This is a genomic window from Bradyrhizobium sp. GW821-FHT13H06 (genome assembly GCF_058803975.1).
In genome coordinates, this window is the sequence record NZ_JBXAPN010000004.1 from 788,706 (window position 1) to 806,944 (window position 18,239).

General features: G+C 65.0%; 19 protein-coding genes. 10 read left to right on the forward strand and 9 right to left on the reverse strand.

The window, feature by feature from the left end; genetic code table 11:
- The first annotated feature begins 40 nt into the window (after positions 1 to 40).
- On the forward strand, positions 41 to 988 hold the full coding sequence (locus AC1RQP_RS21025; protein ID WP_492938354.1) for a DUF2336 domain-containing protein: 948 nt from the start codon (positions 41 to 43) through the stop codon (positions 986 to 988).
- A 147-nt stretch (positions 989 to 1,135) separates the two neighbouring features.
- On the opposite strand, the gene AC1RQP_RS21030 is transcribed toward AC1RQP_RS21025, so the two are convergent.
- The 4 genes from AC1RQP_RS21030 to AC1RQP_RS21045 all read right to left on the reverse strand — a co-directional run bounded on the left by AC1RQP_RS21030 (position 1,136) and on the right by AC1RQP_RS21045 (position 4,466).
- Positions 1,136 to 1,480, reverse strand: coding sequence for a DUF1491 family protein (locus AC1RQP_RS21030; protein WP_061878014.1), 345 nt, complete (start codon positions 1,478 to 1,480; stop codon positions 1,136 to 1,138).
- 53 nt (positions 1,481 to 1,533) lie between these two features.
- On the reverse strand, positions 1,534 to 1,746 hold the full coding sequence (locus tag AC1RQP_RS21035; RefSeq protein WP_492938355.1) for a hypothetical protein: 213 nt from the start codon (positions 1,744 to 1,746) through the stop codon (positions 1,534 to 1,536).
- 157 nt (positions 1,747 to 1,903) lie between these two features.
- Positions 1,904 to 2,605, reverse strand: a complete 702-nt coding sequence (locus AC1RQP_RS21040) for a peptidoglycan-binding domain-containing protein (protein WP_239622388.1) — start codon at positions 2,603 to 2,605, stop codon at positions 1,904 to 1,906.
- Positions 2,598 to 4,466, reverse strand: coding sequence for a PAS domain-containing sensor histidine kinase (locus AC1RQP_RS21045; RefSeq protein ID WP_239622387.1), 1,869 nt, complete (start codon positions 4,464 to 4,466; stop codon positions 2,598 to 2,600). The genes AC1RQP_RS21040 and AC1RQP_RS21045 overlap by 8 nt, the downstream gene beginning before the upstream one ends.
- 410 nt (positions 4,467 to 4,876) lie before the next feature.
- Between AC1RQP_RS21045 and AC1RQP_RS21050 the strand changes: the two genes are divergently transcribed.
- Positions 4,877 to 5,320 (forward strand): DUF5330 domain-containing protein, encoded by a 444-nt coding sequence (locus AC1RQP_RS21050; RefSeq protein WP_492938356.1) that lies wholly within the window; start codon positions 4,877 to 4,879, stop codon positions 5,318 to 5,320.
- Between the two features lie 67 nt (positions 5,321 to 5,387).
- Complete coding sequence (locus AC1RQP_RS21055; RefSeq protein ID WP_492938357.1) at positions 5,388 to 5,816, forward strand: SufE family protein; 429 nt, start codon at positions 5,388 to 5,390, stop codon at positions 5,814 to 5,816.
- Positions 5,817 to 5,820: 4 nt separating this feature from the next.
- Here AC1RQP_RS21055 and AC1RQP_RS21060 read toward each other — a convergent pair whose 3' ends face one another.
- The gene (locus AC1RQP_RS21060) at positions 5,821 to 6,237 is read right to left on the reverse strand and encodes a Ros/MucR family transcriptional regulator (protein ID WP_239622384.1); all 417 of its coding nucleotides are present in this window, start codon (positions 6,235 to 6,237) and stop codon (positions 5,821 to 5,823) included.
- Between the two features lie 146 nt (positions 6,238 to 6,383).
- Positions 6,384 to 7,223, reverse strand: coding sequence for a DUF308 domain-containing protein (locus AC1RQP_RS21065; protein ID WP_492938358.1), 840 nt, complete (start codon positions 7,221 to 7,223; stop codon positions 6,384 to 6,386).
- A gap of 313 nt (positions 7,224 to 7,536) precedes the next feature.
- Between AC1RQP_RS21065 and AC1RQP_RS21070 the strand changes: the two genes are divergently transcribed.
- The gene (locus AC1RQP_RS21070; protein WP_239622382.1) at positions 7,537 to 9,186 is read left to right on the forward strand and encodes a glycosyltransferase family 39 protein; all 1,650 of its coding nucleotides are present in this window, start codon (positions 7,537 to 7,539) and stop codon (positions 9,184 to 9,186) included.
- Between the two features lie 208 nt (positions 9,187 to 9,394).
- Entirely contained in the window at positions 9,395 to 10,174 is a 780-nt protein-coding gene (locus AC1RQP_RS21075) for a class II aldolase/adducin family protein (protein ID WP_239622381.1), read from the forward strand.
- Between the two features lie 406 nt (positions 10,175 to 10,580).
- On the opposite strand, the gene AC1RQP_RS21080 is transcribed toward AC1RQP_RS21075, so the two are convergent.
- From AC1RQP_RS21080 to AC1RQP_RS21090, 3 genes are all read right to left on the reverse strand, one after another.
- On the reverse strand, positions 10,581 to 11,975 hold the full coding sequence (locus AC1RQP_RS21080; RefSeq protein ID WP_492938359.1) for a M20/M25/M40 family metallo-hydrolase: 1,395 nt from the start codon (positions 11,973 to 11,975) through the stop codon (positions 10,581 to 10,583).
- A 24-nt stretch (positions 11,976 to 11,999) separates the two neighbouring features.
- A complete protein-coding gene (locus AC1RQP_RS21085; RefSeq protein ID WP_239622379.1) occupies positions 12,000 to 13,328 on the reverse strand; it encodes a glycosyltransferase family 87 protein in 1,329 nt (442 codons plus the stop codon).
- A 156-nt stretch (positions 13,329 to 13,484) separates the two neighbouring features.
- On the reverse strand, positions 13,485 to 15,113 hold the full coding sequence (locus AC1RQP_RS21090; RefSeq protein ID WP_492938360.1) for a helicase HerA-like domain-containing protein: 1,629 nt from the start codon (positions 15,111 to 15,113) through the stop codon (positions 13,485 to 13,487).
- A gap of 346 nt (positions 15,114 to 15,459) precedes the next feature.
- On the opposite strand from AC1RQP_RS21090, the gene AC1RQP_RS21095 reads away from it, so the two are divergent.
- The 5 genes from AC1RQP_RS21095 to folK all read left to right on the forward strand — a co-directional run bounded on the left by AC1RQP_RS21095 (position 15,460) and on the right by folK (position 18,214).
- Complete coding sequence (locus AC1RQP_RS21095; RefSeq protein ID WP_239622377.1) at positions 15,460 to 15,825, forward strand: DUF2267 domain-containing protein; 366 nt, start codon at positions 15,460 to 15,462, stop codon at positions 15,823 to 15,825.
- A 25-nt stretch (positions 15,826 to 15,850) separates the two neighbouring features.
- Complete coding sequence (locus tag AC1RQP_RS21100) at positions 15,851 to 16,258, forward strand: DUF4332 domain-containing protein (RefSeq protein ID WP_028176685.1); 408 nt, start codon at positions 15,851 to 15,853, stop codon at positions 16,256 to 16,258.
- Positions 16,259 to 16,495: 237 nt separating this feature from the next.
- Positions 16,496 to 17,356: a dihydropteroate synthase gene (folP, locus tag AC1RQP_RS21105; RefSeq protein WP_492938361.1), complete on the forward strand. Its 861-nt coding sequence runs from the start codon at positions 16,496 to 16,498 to the stop codon at positions 17,354 to 17,356.
- On the forward strand, positions 17,353 to 17,721 hold the full coding sequence (gene folB / locus AC1RQP_RS21110; RefSeq protein ID WP_028176687.1) for a dihydroneopterin aldolase: 369 nt from the start codon (positions 17,353 to 17,355) through the stop codon (positions 17,719 to 17,721). The genes folP and folB overlap by 4 nt, the downstream gene beginning before the upstream one ends.
- A gap of 1 nt (position 17,722) precedes the next feature.
- Positions 17,723 to 18,214, forward strand: coding sequence for a 2-amino-4-hydroxy-6-hydroxymethyldihydropteridine diphosphokinase (folK, locus tag AC1RQP_RS21115; RefSeq protein WP_239622375.1), 492 nt, complete (start codon positions 17,723 to 17,725; stop codon positions 18,212 to 18,214).
- Positions 18,215 to 18,239: the final 25 nt, after the last annotated feature.

Sequence of the window (18,239 nt, forward strand, 5' to 3'; positions counted from 1 at the left end):
GTTCGCTCGCAAGTATCTTTTCCGAGTTGCGTACGCCTCCATGACCAAGTCGCTGTTTCCCGGATTCGACGGGCTGATGAACCTGTCCCGTCGCGAAGGTGTCGACGTCCGTCCAACGCTGCTGCGCGTGCTGACCGACCTGTATGTCCAGACCGGCACCCACAGCGAGGACGAGCAGCGGCAGTTCGTCGAGCTCGCCACGCGGCTGATCGACCAGGTCGACGATGCGACGCGCGCGGCCGTCAAGGCGCGGCTCGCGGTCTATCCGCACACGCCCGTCCCGGTCCTGCAGAAGCTCGGGCTGGTCGCGGCACAGGAAGGCCGCAGGGTTCCATTACCTCCCTCTCCGGCGCGCGCGCCCGCCGAGCCCGAGCAGCGCATGACCGCCGACATGGCGATGCAGCCGAAGGAGGCGGCCGAGATCCACGACATGTTCTTCCGCGCCGGCGCCTCCGAGCGCGCGCTGATCCTGCACAATCTGGCACAGACCCCGCTGAAGGCCGCCCCCCGCATCCCGACCGTGCGCGCCAAGCGCGCGATCCAGATCTTGGAAATGGCAGGGATCGCGGGCGACGTCGAGAACTTCACCTTCGAGCTCGGCGACAGCCTGATCCTGCCCTCGCGCGTCGCAGCCCAGATCGTCGACGATACCAGCGGCGAGGCGCTCGCGGTCGCCGCGCGCGCCCTCGATATGCCGAGCCCGGTCTTCCAGCGCATCCTGCTGTTCTTCAAGCCGGAGATCGGCACGTCCGTGAACGCCGTGTACCGGCTGTCGCGGCTCTACGACCGACTCGCCGAGCGCTCGGCGCTGGTGATGCTGGCGGCCTGGCGTGGCTCGACGCTCGCCGTCACGCGCGCAAAGTACCAGGCAGCGCTGCATGACGGCGAACGCCAGCGCGCGCGTGCGGGCGCGAGCCAGGTGCGGCCGGGCGCGCAGCCCGGCTCCAGCCCGACGGTGCGGAAGGGTACCGGTTCGTCGGACCGGTAAAGCCGGCCATGAGGCAGCGACATTGGATGTGGGGTGCGCAACGCCTGTTCAAGCTCGTCATTGCGAGCGCAGCGAAGCAATCCTCCGTAGAAAGATTCTGGATTGCTTCGTCGCTTTGCTCCTCGCAATGACGGCGGGGCGCGATAGTTACATCTTTGCCAATTCCAGAAAATGCCGTCCGGCACGGTCTTCGGTCTCGACGATCCAGGCGTCGGAATCGAAGCGGATCTCCTTGGTCAGCCGCTCCTCGATCGTGTGCTCCGGCAGAGGCTGCGGCGACACGGGCACGAAGAAGCGATCGATGGGCCGGCCGTCGTCATAGACGGTCTGCGGCGCCGGCGCGTACAGCATCGCATTGCCGTCGAGCAGCGACACCTTGACGAACACCGCGCCCGCCTCCTCGGCGCCGCGGCGTCGCACGGCGCCGAACACGCCCTCGGTCTGGCAGCGGCGCAAGTAAGCGGCCACCCAAATGTTGGATTTCAAACGCATGAATTCGACGATAGGCCAGCGCGAGGTCTCACGCCAGCCTCACTTCGTCCATCTCACGCCCTGCGCGTGCTCTCCTGGCCGCCGCGAATCTGGGTCGCGACGAAATACGACAGCGGCATCGCCAGCGCGAATCCCACGGCCACGGCGTAGGGAATGTTCTTGATGGCATCCGCCGCAAGGCTCGGCACCATCAGCACCACGATCAGACTGATTCCAGCCAACGTGGTTCCCAACATGATCCAGACCAGAATCGAAACCTTGAACATGACGACCTCTCTCTTCCCTGATGAGGATGAGCGATCATGTTCCCCGAATCCGCCGGCCGTCATTGATCCCCAGCAAATCCCCGCGCCCGCGGACGCCGAGCTGATGTGCGGACGCGCGATATGCGGAATTGATCGACGTCAATGACAGGCGGTACGGCTACTCGACGGGATGGCCGATCGCGGCGCCGAGCTCGCGCAGCAGCCGATCGGACACCTGCCCGGTGACGGGCATCTTGTGCTCGCGCTCGAACTTCTGGATCGCGGACTGGGTCTCGCCGCCCATCGTGCCCGTGATCTTCAGATTGCCGTAGCCATATTCGGACAGCGCGCGCTGCACGCCGGCGATACGCCGCGCGGCCGGGCTTTGCGCCGGAATCGGCGCCGGCGGACGCAGGGCCGAGGGCGGCGCCGAGGTCGTCGACTTGACCAGGTTCGTCATCGGATCGCTCGCGCGCGTCGAGGCGGTTGCCTCGACGGGCTTTTCGGGCGCCTTCTCGACGGCACGCTCGGCAGGTTTGGGCTCGACGCGGAACTCCGTCGCGCGCGGCTCGAGCGGCGAGCTATCGGCGCCGACGGGGCGCGGACGCGGCAACGGGTTTGCCAGCGGCACGGACGACGGCGCGGGAAGATTGATCACCGTGCCGAACATCGGCGCGGGATGTCGGCCGGTCTGGAGGAACAGCGCATTGGCAACGATCGCACTGATCGCGGCGGCGGCGACGAGGCCGGCCAGCGTATCCTTGGGGCTGTGCAGCAGCACGCGCAGCACGAGGTTGCGCTCGGTCTCGACATCGACGACCGCAGCCTTGGCGCCACGACGGCGCGGAGCGGCTTCGTCCTTTGCAGACTTCCTAGGCACTTTTCTTCACCAGAGCGGGTTGGTCCTGAGGCTGGTCGTGAGTTTGGTCGTGAAGGTCCTGGCGCAGCACCGGCGTCAGCGTCGCGATCTTGCCCTCGGCCGGCCTGACTTGCGGCGGCGTGTAGACGAGCGGCAGCTTGACGGTGACGGCGGTGCCCTCTCCCAACCTGCTTTGTACCGTCAATTCGCCGAGATGCAACGCCACGAGACTCTTGACGATCGAAAGTCCAAGACCGGTGCCTTCGTGACGGCGCTGATAGGTCCTGCCGGCCTGGAAGAACGGCGCGCCGATGCGCTTGAGATCGTCGGGCGCGATGCCGACGCCGGTGTCGCTGACGCGCAGCGTCAGCTGCGAACCCGACACCGCGGCTGATACGGAGACCTGGCCGCCGCGCTCGGTGAACTTGATCGCATTGGCGACGAGGTTGAGCACGATCTGCTTGAAGGCCCTGGGATCGCCGGTCATGACGGGCAGGTCCTGCGGCGCGTCGGTGATCAGGTCGATGCCGTTCTCCCGCGCCTTCAGCGCCAGCAGATTGCAGCAATGGAGCAGCGAGGCGCGCGGTGCGAACGGCTCGGAGGCAATCTCGAAATTGCCCGACTCCATCTTCGACATGTCCAGGATGCCGTTGACGACCGACAGCAGATGCTGGCCGGAATCGTTGATGAGCTGGGCATATTCCTTGCGCTGGGCCGCCCCCAGCATCAGGCTCTGCTCCTGCGCGATCATCTCGGAGAAGCCGATGATGGCGTTGAGCGGCGTGCGCAGCTCATGGCTCATGGTGGCGAGGAAGCGGGTCTTGGCGGCATCGGCCGTCTCGGCGGCGCTGCGCGCCTGATCCAGCGCCTGCTCGAAAAGCTTGCGGTCGGTGACGTCACGCATCACCGCGACGACTTCGGCTTCGCGGGTTGTGTCACGATCGGTATCCTGGCGGCCGAGATCCAGGTCGAGCGGGCGGCAGCGCATCTCGACCCAGATGAAATCGACCTCACCGCGCTCGGAACCAACGGGCTCCCGCCGCAGCCGGAACTCGACGCTTGCGACATCGCCGCGCGCCGCATCCGACAGAGCGGTGAGATAGGCTGGCCGATCGGCGACATGGACGCGGTCGAACAGGCCGTGGCCGAGCAGTTGCGCCACTTGCAGGCCGAGCATGGCCTCCACCGCCGGCGAGATGAACTGCACGGCGCCGTTACGCTGATGCCGCGAAATCACGTCGCTCATGTTGCGCGCGAGCAGGCGGTAACGCTCCTCCTCGCGCGACAAGAGCGCGACACTGGTGCGCGCGAGCGATTCCGCGCCGAAGGCAAGCCCTGCGGCATAGAGAGTCGCAGACGCGATGCCGAAGGCCATCAGCACGCCGCGCTCGGCCGCGCTCGGCTCCTCCACCGGCAGCCAACCGAGCTGGCTGATCAGGATCAGCATTCCGGCACAGGACAGCGCGAGCAGCGAGGCGAAGGCCGCGACGCGGCGCGAGGCCGACAGCGCAGCTTCGAGTGGAACCACGATCAGCCAGACCGCGGCGAATGATTGGATGCCGCCCGTCGTGACCGCGACCGCCATGATCAGGCCGGCGAGCGCGAGCGACGACAGCACATGCGCGCCTTCGTAGCGTCCGGTGCGCGAGAGGAACCAGGCCAGCATGATGGGCGCGATCAGCCAGGCAAAGGCCGCGACCTCGACCGCGCTCGGCGCACCGCGCATGGCGAGATAAACCGGGAATGCGGCAAAGGCGGCCAGGCTGCCGAGCAGCCGCGGCGCCATGAAGGCACGATGGCGCGCTCGCATCAGCGCATCGTAGCGCGCGGAGGGATGCAGCAGCGCATCGAGACAATCGCGGATGATACTCAAAACTGTCACGGGTCTCGCGCTTCGGCTCAATCGTCTCTTGGAAGACGCGCCGGAACGCCTCCTTGTCGTTGAGCCACCGTGTCAGAGCGACCTTAAACGAGTGCTAAGGCGACGCCGCGTGCGGCCGGACACCGCGCGATCGCGAAGCTTTTTAGACGATTTGGCGACGTCTTCGGTCAGGATGGTGAACACAGGGTTTCACCTTCCTCCGCATGGTTTCGAATTGGTGGATGCGGGCAGCCGGCGGAATCACGGGCGCGGGCGTCAATCGAAAATTTACGACACCGTCGGCTTCGAAGAATCCTGCGCAAATTTTCCGCGAATTAAGCTCAAGGCAATCACTTGCGATTTATCGAGAGTTGCTAGGTCCGACTTCCGCGGAGATCGCCGCGGGCGGAATCCAACGGACAGGTCGCAAGATGCGCTTTCTGCTTCGCATCACATTCTGGCTCGGGCTGGTGCTGGTGCTCCTGCCGCGGGACAAGACGCCCGAATCGGAGAAGCTGCCGCAGATCGGCGCCGCCGACGCGGTGCAGGCTGCGACTGCGGCCGTCTCCGACATGACCCATTTCTGCAAGCGCCAGCCGGCCGCCTGCGAGGTCGGCGGACAGGCCGCGACCATCATCGGCCAGCGGGCCCAGGACGGCGCCAAGAAGCTCTACCAGATCATCAACGACAAGAAAGAGCAGATCACCAACGACAAGAACGAGAAGACCGACAAGACCGACAAGAAGGCGCCCGACCATACCGGCTCGATCGCCATGGCCGGCGAAGGCGACAATGCCGCAAGCGAGGCGCCGCGCGATACCCTGACCCAGGACGACCTTGCGCTCGAATGGCGCGGACCCCAGGTCCCGAATTAGCGGCCAAACCCTATCGATTTCACGGCTTCGCGACCTTATATTGGCCTGAACACGAACACGGGCCAGCATGACGACGATCGACGAAATCAGGGACAATTTCGAGCTTCTGGACGAGTGGGACGACCGCTACCGGTATGTCATCGAGCTTGGCCGCACCCTGGAACCGATGCCGGAGGCGGAACACTCCGCCGCCAACAAGGTGCAGGGCTGCGTCAGCCAGGTCTGGCTCCAGAAGCTTGTCGACCGCAGCAATGGCGAACCGATCCTGAGATATCGCGGCGACAGCGACGCGCATATCGTGCGCGGGCTGGTCGCGATCGTGCTTGCGCTCTATTCGGGTCGCACGCCGCAGCAGATCCTCGATACCGACGCGATCGCCGTGTTCAACGAGTTCGGCTTTCGCGATCATCTGACGCCGCAGCGCTCCAATGGCCTGCGCTCGATGGTCGAGCGCATCAAGAGAGACGCGAAAGCGGCGCTCGCGGAGGCGTCGTAGGAAATCACTTCCGCTTTCGCTGCTGCTGTCCGAGGCCCATCTGCTTGGCCAGCTGCGAGCGCGCCACCGCATAGTTCGGGGCGACCATGGGATAGTCGGCCGGCAAGCCCCACTTCTCGCGGTATTGTTCCGGCGTCATGTTGTACTGCGTGCGCAAATGGCGCTTCAGCGACTTGAAGCGCTTGCCGTCTTCCAGACAGACCAGATAATCGGGCGCGATCGACTTCTTCAGCGACACGGCCGGCTTGGCGGGCTCGAGCGGCGCCGCCTCGGTGCGGCCCGACGACACCCGCACCAGAGCGGCATGCACCTGGCTGATCAGGTTCGGAATCTCAGCCGCCGGCGTCGGATTGTTGCTGAGATAGGCCGACACGATGCTTGCCGTCAGCTCGATGAAATTCCTGGCCCCCGCGTCCGACATCGGCCGCCCTCCCTCCACCTTGCGTCTCACGGGATTGACGACGCCAGAGTATTCCATGTCAACAATACGTTCGGCTGAAATAAGATAACGGACGATGATGCGCTGATTACTGGTGAACGGCGCTGCTTTACTTACGCGCGGCAGCCTCAACCGCGCTGGTCGAGATGGGCGCGGAGCTCGTCGATCGAGGCAAAGCGCATCATGCCTTCCGGCATCTGCGCCTCGATCGAGCCGTCGGAATAGAGCGAATAGGCCATGCCGTCGACGACGCCGGATTTGAGCACGGTCACGGGTGCCGGCTCGACGGGTGGCGGCGGCTCGGGTGCAGGCGGTGGGGCGGCCTCCGCAAAGGTCGAGGGGGAACGCGGCGGCGGACGGCGCGGGGGAGGAGCCGGCGGCTCCTGCGGGCGCATACGATCCGGCTTCGGCCAGGCCACGTCAAAGCTCGCGGGCGGATGGTCCGGCGCCTCACCGGGCTCCTCCGCAGGCAGCTGCGACGCCGCGCCTTCGGTGCCCTTCTCCGCGCGCTCGCGCTCCTTGCGCGAGGTCGAGGTGAACAGCAGGTTGCGCCGGCGCGGCGCTTCCGGGGCGGGTGGCGGCGCAGGAGCTTCCGCCTCCTGCGGTCCCTCGACCCGCGGACGCTCGCGCGCGGCAGCTTCGCTCTGCCACGGCCGCGGGCCTGCGGACGGTGGTGGCGGCGGCGCCGGCTCGGGCATGCCCGTGCCTGATACGGCGAGGCCCGGCAGCACGGGCCTGACCCGAACATCGGACGGCGCAATCGCGGCGGCCAGCCGGCGCGCGATGCCCTTGAGCTCGAGCAGCACGAGATACAGGCCGACCAGTAACATTCCGGAGCAGACGCCGATGGCGCCGGAGATTATGAGAGTTCCTCCGAGGCTGAATTCCCTGATCGTCAGGCCGAAAATGATCGCAAGGAGACCCGCCAGGAAGGCGCAAATCCCCACGATCAACAATGCCAAGCTCATCGAACTCACCCCCGGCCGCGCATCCACACGCGACAACCGCTACGCCACGATACCGTCATACGATGTTCCACGCCAACGGCCAATTGTAGGCGGTGTTCCTAAAGGGAAGGAAATCAGGGACTTATTCACATTCCCTTCAGCTCCGGCTCGGTACTGCTCAGGGGTCCTCCGAGGAATGGGAATTGCTGCGTCGCATCAGGATTTTAGCCATAATGCCCAATTACTTGGTAATGGAACTGCGCTATAGGGAGTCCGGGGAGCAGGCCCGCGCGCACCGGCAGGGCCAAGAGGGGATCCCGGGGCACCGACCGCTATGACATCCATCACGACTTCGGTGATCGACACGCCCCTGCGGCGCTCGGTTGAGCGGACTTGCGACGATCTCGCCATGCTGGTGCTGGCTGCGGTCGCCGTCATCGCAGGCTTGACGTTCCGCGACTACGGGCTCGGCTGGGACGACTACACCCACGCTGAATACGCCGACCTGCTGCTGCGCATGTTCGGTTCCGGCTTCAAGGACACCGCGGCGCTCTCCTTCGCCAATCTCTACATGTATGGCGGCGGCTTCGACATGGTCGCGGCCCTCCTGCACAAGGTCATCCCGCTCGAATTGTTCGAGACGCGCCGCCTGGTCGGCGCCATCGTCGGCGTGATCGGCCTTGCGGTGACGTGGCGGCTCGGCCGCCGCATCGGCGGACCTCTTGCGGGTCTTGCCTCGCTCCTGCTGCTCGCGCTCTGCCCGATCTTCTACGGCCACATGTTCATGAACCCGAAGGATGCGCCCTTCGCGGTGGCCATGATCATCCTGATGCTCGGCCTCGTCCGTCTCGCCGAGGAATATCCGCGGCCGTCGCCGCGCACGGTCCTCATCGTCGGCCTGGGTGCCGGCCTTTCGCTGGGCTGCCGCATTCTCGGCGGGCTCGCACTCGTCTACGCCGTGGTCGGCTTCATACCGCTGCTCCTGGAGGAACTGCGCACTGAGGGTTTGCGCGAGTCGGTCCGCCGCTTTGCCCATGTCGTCTATGTGCTGCTGCCCGGCCTCGTGCTCGGCTATCTCGTGATGGGCCTGATCTGGCCGTGGTCGATCATGGAGCCCGGCAATCCCTTCGACGCGCTGACCTACTTCTCGCATTTTTTCGAGAAGCCGTGGAAGGAGATGTTCGACGGCGCGATCGTGTCGGTGCCCGACATGCCCTGGTCCTATCTGCCGACGCTGTTCGCACTGCAGCTGCCGGAGGTCATGCTGGTGCTGACGGCCGGCGCCGTGTTCAGCACCTTCGCCATGCTGCCGCGACGCGGGGTTCCGGCGCGCCGCAAGACCATCCTCTTGATGCTGACGCTGGCCGCTACCCTGCCGCTCGCGATCGCGATGGTGAAGCGCCCGGCGCTGTACAACGGCATCCGTCATTTCGTCTTCGTGATCCCGCCGATGGCGGTGCTCGGCGGCGTCGCGTTCGCCTGGGCCATGGAGCGCCTGCGCGCCAATCACCGCACCTGGCAGCCGGTCGTGCTCGCCACCTTCTGCTTCGGCCTCGCGCTGTCGCTCGCCGAGATGATCCGGCTGCATCCCTACCAATACACGCATTTCAACCATATCGCGGGGACCGTTCGCGGCGCCGACGACCGCTTCATGCTGGACTATTGGGGGCTCGCCTTGAAGCAGGCCTCCGACGAACTGCGCGAGCAGCTCGTCGAGCGCCAGGAAGTGCCGCCCAGCAATCGCAAATGGAAGGTCGCCGTGTGCGGTCCGCAACGCCCGGCCCAGGTCGCGCTCGGGCCCGACTTCACCATCGGCTGGGATTCCAACGCGGCCGATTTCGCCATGACGCTCGGCGAGTTCTACTGCAAGGGCCTCACCGCGCCCGTCATGGTCGAGATCAAGCGCGACGACGTGGTGTTCGCCCGCGTCTACGACATCCGCGGCCGCGGCATCTCCAGCCTGCTGTCGATCCCGGCGCCATAAATTCTTTCCGCGGTCTCTGGGCTGCACAAGAAAAACGCAGTCGTGGCCTGGATGAGCGCCACACATCCGGGACCTTCGGGGCAGCCCCGCCTATCCCTTGCGCTCATGCGGGCTACGCTGAACTGCCGCGCTTTTGGCCGTCTTGCTGCCAGCCCGCAGCAAGACTAGGTTTGCGCCCCGCAACAACGATGTTTCGGAGAGACCAGCCATGTCGCCAGCGGAAGCGCGCCTCAGGGAAGTGCCGTCGAACATGACGGAGGCGGAGTGGCAGCAACGGGTCAATCTCGCCGCCTGCTATCGCCTCGTCGCGCTGTACGGCTGGGACGATCTGGTCGACACCCACATCTCCGCGCGCGTGCCCGGCCCCGACCATCACTTCCTCATCAACCCTTACGGACTGATGTTCGAGGAAATCACGGCCTCGAGCCTCGTCAAGGTCGACCTGCACGGCAACCAGCTCTCCGAGAGCGAATACAGCATCAACCCGGCCGGCTTCACCATCCATTCGGCGATCCACGAGGTGCGCGAGGACGCGATCTGCGTGCTGCATCTCCACACGCTCGACGGCACTGCGGTGTCGAGCAGCGCCGAAGGCCTGTTGCCGCTGAACCAGACTGCCCAGCTCGTCACCCACGACCTCGCCTATCACGACTATGAAGGCATTGCGCTCGACCACGACGAGCGGCCGCGGCTGCAGAAGGATCTCGGCGACCACAACCACATGCTCCTGCGCAACCACGGCACGCTCACGGTCGGCCGCTCGGTCGCCTCCGCCTTCGAGCGCATGTATCACCTCGAGCGCGCCTGCTCGATGCAGGTGCGCACGCGCGCGCTGGGCACGCCGGTCTATCCGGTCGACGACATCGCGATCGACAAGAACACCGAGCTGCTGTCGAACCGCGACCGCGCCGAGCTGCGCGCGACCAACCTCGTGTGGCCGCCCTTGCTCCGCAAGCTCGACCGTGAGCTTCCGGGCTATCGGACTTGAGATTTTCACGAATTTGGCGTAGGTTGTTCTCAACTAACCTCTACGCCTTTTGGAATGAAACGCCGCCCAATCCCGGGCGGCGTTTTTGTTTGGACCGTTCGTCACAATACATCACCGTCACCCTGAGGTGCTCGCCTCTTCGGCGAGCCTCGAAGGGCGATGGCCCGGCTGCATCAGGGCCGTACATCCTTCGAGGCTCACCGTGAAGCGCGTTGCGCTCCACGGCTCGCACCTCAGGATGACGGGAGGCGCAGTTCGGTCGTTGCAAGTTTCGCAGTCTGGGCAGAGCGACTTGTCCGCCATAGCTCGACGAGCGACGGCGGAAGCGTGCGCGACACTTCTATCGATCCAAGGAGAGATCGTGGGCACGGCGCTTTGCGCCTTTGCCCACCCTCCGGCACCGCGCCTATTTCACCTCCGCCAGCGCGGCGAGGATGCGGGCCCAGGAGCGGATGCCCTTCTGGAAGCTGCGCAGGTCGTATTTCTCGTTCGGCGAGTGGATATTGTCGTCGTCGAGGCCAAAGCCCACCAGCAGCGAGTCGAGGCCCAACGTGCGCTTGAAGTCGGCGACGATTGGAATCGAGGCGCCCGAGCCCATCAGCACGGTCAGCTTGCCCCACTCCTCGGCCAGCGCCTTGCTGGCGGCGGCGAGCGGCTTCATGGTCCAGTCGAGCGCGACCGCAGGCGCGGCGGAATGGTCGCCGAACTCGACCTTGCAGTCGCCGGGAATGCGCGCCGATACGTAGTCGCGGAAGGCCTTGCGGATTTTCGCAGGATCCTGGCCCTGCACGAGGCGGAACGACACCTTGGCCGAAGCATGTGACGGGATCACGGTCTTGGAGCCTTCGCCGATATAGCCGCCCCAGATGCCGTTGACGTCGCAGGTCGGACGCGTCGAGGCCTGCTCGACCAGGAGCCTGCCCTTCTCGCCAGCCGGGAGCGACAGCCCGACCGGCTTGAGGAAGGTCTCGGGGGTGAAATCGAGCTTCTTCCACTGCTCCAGGACGTCGGGCGGCGTGTCCTTCACGCCATCATAGAAGCCGGGAATGGTGATGCGGTTGTCGTCGTCGAACAGGCCGCCCAGTATTCTCGTGAGCACCCGGATCGGGTTCATCGCGGTGCCGCCGAACACGCCGGAATGCAAATCGCGATTGGCTGCGGTGATCTTCAGCTCTTCATACAGCAGCCCGCGCAGCGAGGTCGTGATCGCCGGCGTATTGGAGTCCCACATGCCGGTGTCGCAGACCAGCACGTAGTCTGCCTTGAACTCGTGCTTGTTGGCCTCGATGAAGGGCACGAAATTCTTCGAGCCGACCTCCTCCTCGCCTTCGATCAGGAAGGTGACGTCGACCGGCAGCGAGCCCGTCACCTTCTTCCAGGCGCGGCAGGCCTCGACGAAGGTCATCACCTGTCCCTTGTCGTCCTCGGCGCCTCGCGCGACGATGATCTTGCGGCCGTCGGCATGATCCGCGACGACGGGCTCGAACGGCGGACGGTGCCAGAGATCGAGCGGATCGACCGGCTGCACGTCGTAATGGCCGTAGAACAGCACGTGCGGCCGCCCGCCCGCTCCGGTCCTGCCGACGACGGCGGGATGGCCCGCGGTCGACCTCACCTCGGTCGCGACACCGAAGCTGGCGATGTCCTTGGCAAGATGCTCGGCCGCAGCCTTGCAATCATCCGCGAAGGCCGGATCGGCCGAGATCGACTTGATCCGCAACAACGAGAACAGGCGCTCCAGGCTGTTGTCGAAATCCTTGTCGATGTGGTCGAGCACGGATTGAAGCTGCGTGTTGGACATTGTCGTGTTCCTGATTGCGGGATCTCAAGGTGTCTGCGCTTTTAACGCCGCCGCGGCCTGGGGGCCAGCCGCAACCGCCGGATGCCGGATGTGCCAGGCGAGACACCCTGCGAGGACGGCCGTCGCAGCGAGGTTGTTGCCACAGGCCTGGATGACCTTGGGAAACCACGGCAGCGACAGCAGCATGAGGATGCCCGCGGCGCCCAGGGCGAGCCAGGTTCCCAGGCGCACATGCGCCCGCGCGTCGAAGGCGGCGCGATGCATCAGCACCGTCATCGGGAAGAACAGCCACATGAAGTAGTATTGCCGCGCCAGCGGCGAGGCCACCGTCATCAGGCAAAACAGGATGCCGAGCTCCTCGGCGTCCGAGCGCTCGGTCCGCTGCGCCTCCCGCGGCATGATCGCGACGAAGCCGAGCCCGAGCAGTGCCGACAGCGCCAGCACGATCCAGTTCGCCGTCCTGTAATCGACGTCGATGACGTTCATCGTCCGCGGCGGCTTGTTGCGATCATCCTGATTGTAGTTGATCGGACGGACCAGGCGATGCGTGACGGCAATGAGGGACTGGTTGACCCATGACCAGTTCTGCTCCGCGCGCTGGCCGAAGCCCTTTTCCGAGCTCGTCCCGACCATGCCCTGATACCAGACCGCAAGCTCGGCCGCGTTGCGCTCGAAACCGCGGATCGGCGCCGGCACGACATAGAGCAGGATGCCGGTGAAGGCGATCGTGCTGACGAGGGCGGCCCACTTCCGCCGCCAGAGCAGATAGGGCAGCACAGCGATCGGAAACACCTTGATGGCGGCGGCGAGCGCGAACAAGAAGCCGGCGAGCCACGGCCGCTGATGCCGCAGGCTCCAGAAGCCATAGAGCATCATCGCGAGCAGGACGAGATTCGGCTGGCCCAGATCGAACATGTCGAACACGAAGGCCACGGTGACCAGGACCGGCAGCGCTTCCAGCCAGCGGCCAGGCTTGCGGTGCGAGCCGGCCATGACTTGGGAGAGCGTCCCGGTGTACCACCACGCCACAGCATTCAAGATCGACAGGACGACATAGAGCGGGATCTTGCCGAACCAGCTCGGGATCGCCAGCAGGATCGCGGGGAGCGGTGGATAGATGAAGTCGAAATAGTCGCGGGCCGTGGCAGGATAGAGCGGCCCATCCTGCAAGACCTGCTGTCCGGCCCAGTACCAGAGCACATAATCCTTGGTCTTGCCGTGGCCGAAAATCTCGGGGACGAGCACGTCAGCCGTCAGGAGGACGCAGCAGAACAGAAAAAGCAGATCCAGCGGCGCACGCGGCGACAGACGTCTCGGCGCATCAGGCTTGGCTAAGGGGGCGGGCGGGGTCACGGGGCGGGGGTCCGGTGCGGCGACGAAACAGGACGTAGCAGACCCGCAGGGGCTTGGAGAGCCCCCTCACCTGAATGTGTGCGACGTTCGCCGCCTCGATCGAGGGACAGATCGATGAGCTCGGCGGACGAATTGCCTTCCCGTCGGGCGTCCTGCCTACCGCCGCAGCAATCCACCGAGCGCGCCGCGGACCAGCGTGCGGCCGATCGAGCCGCCGAGCTGGCCGCCGACCGACTTGCCGATATTGGCGGCCATCCCGCCGATCACCTGATTGGTGACCGATCGTGTCACGTCCCGCGCAATGACCTGGCCGGTCGACAGACGGCCTCGCTTGACGTTGGTGCCGAAGATGGTGCCGACGATCGAGCCGATCTGGCCGAGGATTCCGCCGCCTGCGCCGGCTCCACCGTTTTGTGCGTCCGCATGCGCAGCCGTGCCGGCCACGCGCTTCTGCAGCATCTCACTGGCGGACTCTCGATCCACCGCGGTATCGTATTTGCCCTTCACTGGGCTCCTGCTCATGATCGCCTTGCGCTCCTCGGGCGTGATCGGTCCGATGCGGGCCGACGGCGGCCGGATCATCACCCGCTCCACCATCGAAGGCGTGCCGTTGCCCTCGAGGAAGGACACCAGCGCCTCGCCCTTGCCGAGCTCCGTGATCACCTTGGCCGTGTCGAGCTTCGGGTTGGGCCGGAAGGTCTGCGCCGCAGCGGCGACCGCCTTCTGGTCGCGCGGCGTGAAGGCGCGCAGCGCATGCTGCACGCGACCGCCCAACTGGGCCAACACCTTGTCCGGCACATCGATCGGATTCTGCGTGACGAAATAGACGCCGACGCCCTTGGAACGGATCAGACGAACCACCTGCTCGATCTTGTCCATCAGTGCCTTCGGCGCATCGTTGAACAGCAGATGCGCCTCGTCGAAAAAGAACACCAGCTTCGGCTTCGGCAGATCGCCGGCTTCAGGCAGTTCCTCAAACAACTCCGACAGCAACCACAACAGGAAGGTAGCGTAGAGCCTGGGGCTCTCCATCAGCTTGTCGGCAACCAGAATGTTGACGATGCCGCGACCGTCGCTATCGGTCTTCATGAAATCCTTCAGCTCCAGTGCCGGCTCACCGAAGAATTTCGTTCCGCCCTGGTTTTCCAGCACCAGGAGCTGGCGTTGAATGGTTCCAACCGTCGCCTTGCTGACATTGCCGAAGCTCTGCGCGGCCTTGCGGATCTCGGCAAATGGATCTTCCTCGGCATCCGCTGCCTTCTTGCCGCTGGCGGGAACGATCGCATCCAAGAGCGACCGCAGATCCTTCATATCCAACAATGGCAGACCATTCTCGTCGGCAACACGGAATGCGACATTGAGAACGCCTTCCTGCACGTCGTTCAGGTCGAGCATCCGCGCCAACAGCAACGGCCCCATTTCGGTGACGGTGGCGCGCACGGGGTGGCCCTGCTCGCCGAACACGTCCCAGAACACGGTCGAGAACTGGTCCGGCTGAAATTTGAGGCCTATCTCGCCCGCGCGCTTGAGGATGAAGTCCTTGGCCTCGCCGACTTCCGAGATCCCAGACAGGTCGCCCTTGATGTCGGCCGCGAATACAGGAACACCGGCGCGCGCAAATCCTTCCGCCAGCACTTGCAGCGACACGGTCTTGCCGGTTCCGGTTGCACCCGTGACGAGGCCGTGGCGATTGGCGAGCGCCAGCGTCAGCCATGCCTGCTCGTTTCCCTTGCCGACGAAAATCTTGTCGTCGGTATCGCCGAGCTTGCTGTCCTGTGCGGTCATTATTCTCTCTGATCTCTCTGCCGAGTTTCGCGTGTTGAAACTCAAGTGCACCAGTTCCGTAGTTTAACGCATGTCGCGTACCGATTAAAACCGTTCCACGCGCCCCGAGCATGCGACATTGTCGGACACGAATGGACAACATCAGCCGAAAGTAGGAACGAGGTATTCGCAGCGCGGCAATTTTTTGCCGATTCGATCTCGGCTCGTGCACGGCTGCAACACTTTTCTCGCGTTCGAGGATGAATCGCGACCGCGCGTGCGTTCATCGCTTGAATTTCACATCACACCGGCTCAAGATCAATTTTCGAAAGCAATACTCCGGCGTGCAAACCGGCTGAGGGGCCTTATGGACGAGCTGATCGGACGGCTGGCGGCAAGCGCCGGCATAGATGGTGCTGTCGCTGAAAAGACCGTCGGCATTATCCTGGGCTTCCTCCGCAGCGAGGGTCCTTCCGAGAGCGTGCAGGCCCTGATCGACCAGATCCCAGGAGCGGAAGCTGCGATCGAGGCGTCCAGGAGCGGCGGCGGCCTGTCGCGGCTGATGGGTGGCGGCTTGATGGCGGTCGGCACGCGCCTGATGGGCCTGGGACTCGGCATGTCCGATATTCAAAAGGTCGCCCGTGAACTTTTCCGCTACGGGCGAGACAAAATCGGAGCGGATCAGATGGGCAAGATCATCGCTGGGACTCCGGGCCTCAGCCAATTCGCCTGAAGCCACGCATTTCACACCGAGTGTCATGACATATCCAATCTCCGAGATTGAGGGCCTGTCGACCTTTGCAGCCAACAAGTTGAAGGCGCAAGGAATCCGCACCACCGACGCGTTGCTCGAGGCGGCCTCGACCGTGAAGGGCCGCAAGGCGCTTTCCGCCAAGACGGGCATCAGCGAGCAATCGCTGCTGGAATGGGCCAACGTCTCCGACTACATGCGCATTCCAGGCATGGGCAAGGCCAAGGTCGGCCTGGTCCGCGCCGCCGGCGTCACCACCGTGCGCGAGCTCGCCTATCGAAATCCCGCAAGGCTTGCCCAGAGCATGCGCGAAGCCAACGAGAAGAAGAAGCTCGTCCGCATCCTGCCTTCCGAGAAGTCGGTCGGCGACATCATCGCCAAGGCCAAGAAGCTGCCGCCGAAGATCACGTATTAGCCCGCTTCCCTCTCCGTCATCCTGAGGTGCTCGCCTCTTCGGCGAGCCTCGAAGGATGCACGGCCACCGCCGCATCCGCACGGAGAGCGCCGGGCCGTCGCCCTTCGAGGGCCGCTAAGAAGCGGCCACCTCCAGCGACAACGGCTTCGCCGTTGCGCCGGGGTGACGGTGCTAGAGCGGTGCTCCTCCACCCAATCCCGTCTTGACTCCCCCTGCCCGACCGCTAAAGCGGGCCGCATGAACGCCTCGCTCTCCCCTTCCGTCCCGCCGGCCGGCTCGGCCGGGCCTGATGCGCTGCGGACGCTGCTGGAACGGCCTCTTCCCGCGGTGATGGGCGTGCTCAACATCACGCCGGATTCCTTCTCCGATGGCGGCGCGTTCATCGCGCCCGCGCGGGCGCTGGAGCGGGCGCGGGCGATGATCGCCGATGGCGTCGACATCATCGATATCGGCGCCGAATCCACCCGGCCCTACAAGGGCGCCCGGCCGGTCACCGCGGAAGACGAATTGGCGCGATTAAAGCCGGTGCTGGCCGACGTGGTGGCGCTCGGCGTGCCGGTCTCGATCGACAGCATGAAGGCGAAAGTGGTGGCCTTCGCGCTCGACCAGGGCGCGGTGATCGCCAACGATGTCTGGGGCCTGCAACGCGATCCCGACATGGCGCCGCTGATCGCCGCAAGAGGCGTTCCCGTCGTCGCCATGCACAACCGCGACAGCGTCGATCCCGCGATCGATATCCTTGCGGACATGCAGGCGTTCTTTCGGCGCTCGCTCGATATCGCCGCGCAGGCCGGCATCGTACGCGACAAGATCGTGCTCGATCCCGGCATCGGCTTCGGCAAGACGGCCGAGCAGAGCATGACCGCGTTGGCGCGCTTACGCGAACTCGACATGTTCGGCTTGCCGATCCTGGTCGGCGCCTCGCGCAAGCGCTTCATCGCCTCGGTGTCGCCGTCGGAACCATCGGAGCGGCTCGCCGGCTCGATCGCGGCCCATCTGATCGCCGCGCAGCGCGGCGCGAAGATCATCCGGACCCATGACGTCGGCGAAACCCTGCAGGCCCTGCGGGTGGCGCATGCAATCGAGAGCAAGCAATGACCGATACGATCTTCGTCACCGGCCTGTCGATCCATGCCCGCCACGGCGTGATGGATCACGAAACCGAAGTCGGCCAGCGTTTCGTCATCGATCTCGAACTCTATACCGACCTGTCCGAGCCGTCGCGCAGCGACCGGCTCGCGGACACGGTGTCCTACGCCGACGTGGTGGCGACGACGACGGCGGCGTTCAAGAACACCAATTACAAGCTGCTGGAGCGCGCGGCCGGCGCGGTGGCCGACGCCATCCTGTCGAACTTCCCGCGCGTCCGCGCCGTGAAGATCACGGTGCACAAGCCGCATGCGCCGATCGCCGCGATCTTCGACGATGTCGGCATCATGCTGACGCGCTCGCGGCATCCCTGAGATGGCGAGCGTGCTGATCGCGCTGGGCGGCAATGTCGGCGATGTCCGCGCGACGTTCGGCAAGGCGATCGCCCATATCTGCGGCATGGCGCAAGGCGCGCTGATCGCACGCTCCTCGGACTATGCCACCCCACCCTGGGGCGACGAGGACCAGGATCCCTTCATCAACGCCTGCATCGAGATCGAGACCGGTCTCGATCCGCACGCGCTCTTGTTCGTGCTGCAGAAAGTCGAGCAGAAATTCGGCCGCGTGCGAACCAAGGAGCGACGCTGGGGCCCGCGCACGCTCGATCTCGACATGATCGCCTATGACGACGTCAGCTTGCAGAAGCCCGACCTTACGCTGCCGCATCCCCGCCTGTTCGAGCGCGCCTTCGTGCTGGTGCCGCTGGCCGAGATCGCGCCCGACCGCGTGATCTCAGGCATTCGTGTGCGTGACGGCCTCGCCAGCGTCTCCACGCAAGGCATTGAGCGGCTTCCGGATACCGGTTAACCAAAAACAACCGTTTGCAGGGACG

What these genes read in the sequence shown, in the direction of transcription:
- AC1RQP_RS21025 (WP_492938354.1), top strand. Translation starts at nt 41, where the DNA reads ATGACCAAGTCGCTGTTTCCCGGATTCGACGGGCTGATGAACCTGTCC.
- AC1RQP_RS21030 (WP_061878014.1), bottom strand. Translation starts at nt 1,480, where the DNA reads ATGCGTTTGAAATCCAACATTTGGGTGGCCGCTTACTTGCGCCGCTGC.
- AC1RQP_RS21035 (WP_492938355.1), bottom strand. Translation starts at nt 1,746, where the DNA reads ATGTTCAAGGTTTCGATTCTGGTCTGGATCATGTTGGGAACCACGTTG.
- AC1RQP_RS21050 (WP_492938356.1), top strand. Translation starts at nt 4,877, where the DNA reads ATGCGCTTTCTGCTTCGCATCACATTCTGGCTCGGGCTGGTGCTGGTG.
- AC1RQP_RS21055 (WP_492938357.1), top strand. Translation starts at nt 5,388, where the DNA reads ATGACGACGATCGACGAAATCAGGGACAATTTCGAGCTTCTGGACGAG.
- AC1RQP_RS21060 (WP_239622384.1), bottom strand. Translation starts at nt 6,237, where the DNA reads ATGTCGGACGCGGGGGCCAGGAATTTCATCGAGCTGACGGCAAGCATC.
- AC1RQP_RS21065 (WP_492938358.1), bottom strand. Translation starts at nt 7,223, where the DNA reads ATGAGCTTGGCATTGTTGATCGTGGGGATTTGCGCCTTCCTGGCGGGT.
- AC1RQP_RS21070 (WP_239622382.1), top strand. Translation starts at nt 7,537, where the DNA reads ATGACATCCATCACGACTTCGGTGATCGACACGCCCCTGCGGCGCTCG.
- AC1RQP_RS21075 (WP_239622381.1), top strand. Translation starts at nt 9,395, where the DNA reads ATGTCGCCAGCGGAAGCGCGCCTCAGGGAAGTGCCGTCGAACATGACG.
- AC1RQP_RS21080 (WP_492938359.1), bottom strand. Translation starts at nt 11,975, where the DNA reads ATGTCCAACACGCAGCTTCAATCCGTGCTCGACCACATCGACAAGGAT.
- AC1RQP_RS21090 (WP_492938360.1), bottom strand. Translation starts at nt 15,113, where the DNA reads ATGACCGCACAGGACAGCAAGCTCGGCGATACCGACGACAAGATTTTC.
- AC1RQP_RS21095 (WP_239622377.1), top strand. Translation starts at nt 15,460, where the DNA reads ATGGACGAGCTGATCGGACGGCTGGCGGCAAGCGCCGGCATAGATGGT.
- AC1RQP_RS21100 (WP_028176685.1), top strand. Translation starts at nt 15,851, where the DNA reads ATGACATATCCAATCTCCGAGATTGAGGGCCTGTCGACCTTTGCAGCC.
- folP (WP_492938361.1), top strand. Translation starts at nt 16,496, where the DNA reads ATGAACGCCTCGCTCTCCCCTTCCGTCCCGCCGGCCGGCTCGGCCGGG.
- folB (WP_028176687.1), top strand. Translation starts at nt 17,353, where the DNA reads ATGACCGATACGATCTTCGTCACCGGCCTGTCGATCCATGCCCGCCAC.
- folK (WP_239622375.1), top strand. Translation starts at nt 17,723, where the DNA reads ATGGCGAGCGTGCTGATCGCGCTGGGCGGCAATGTCGGCGATGTCCGC.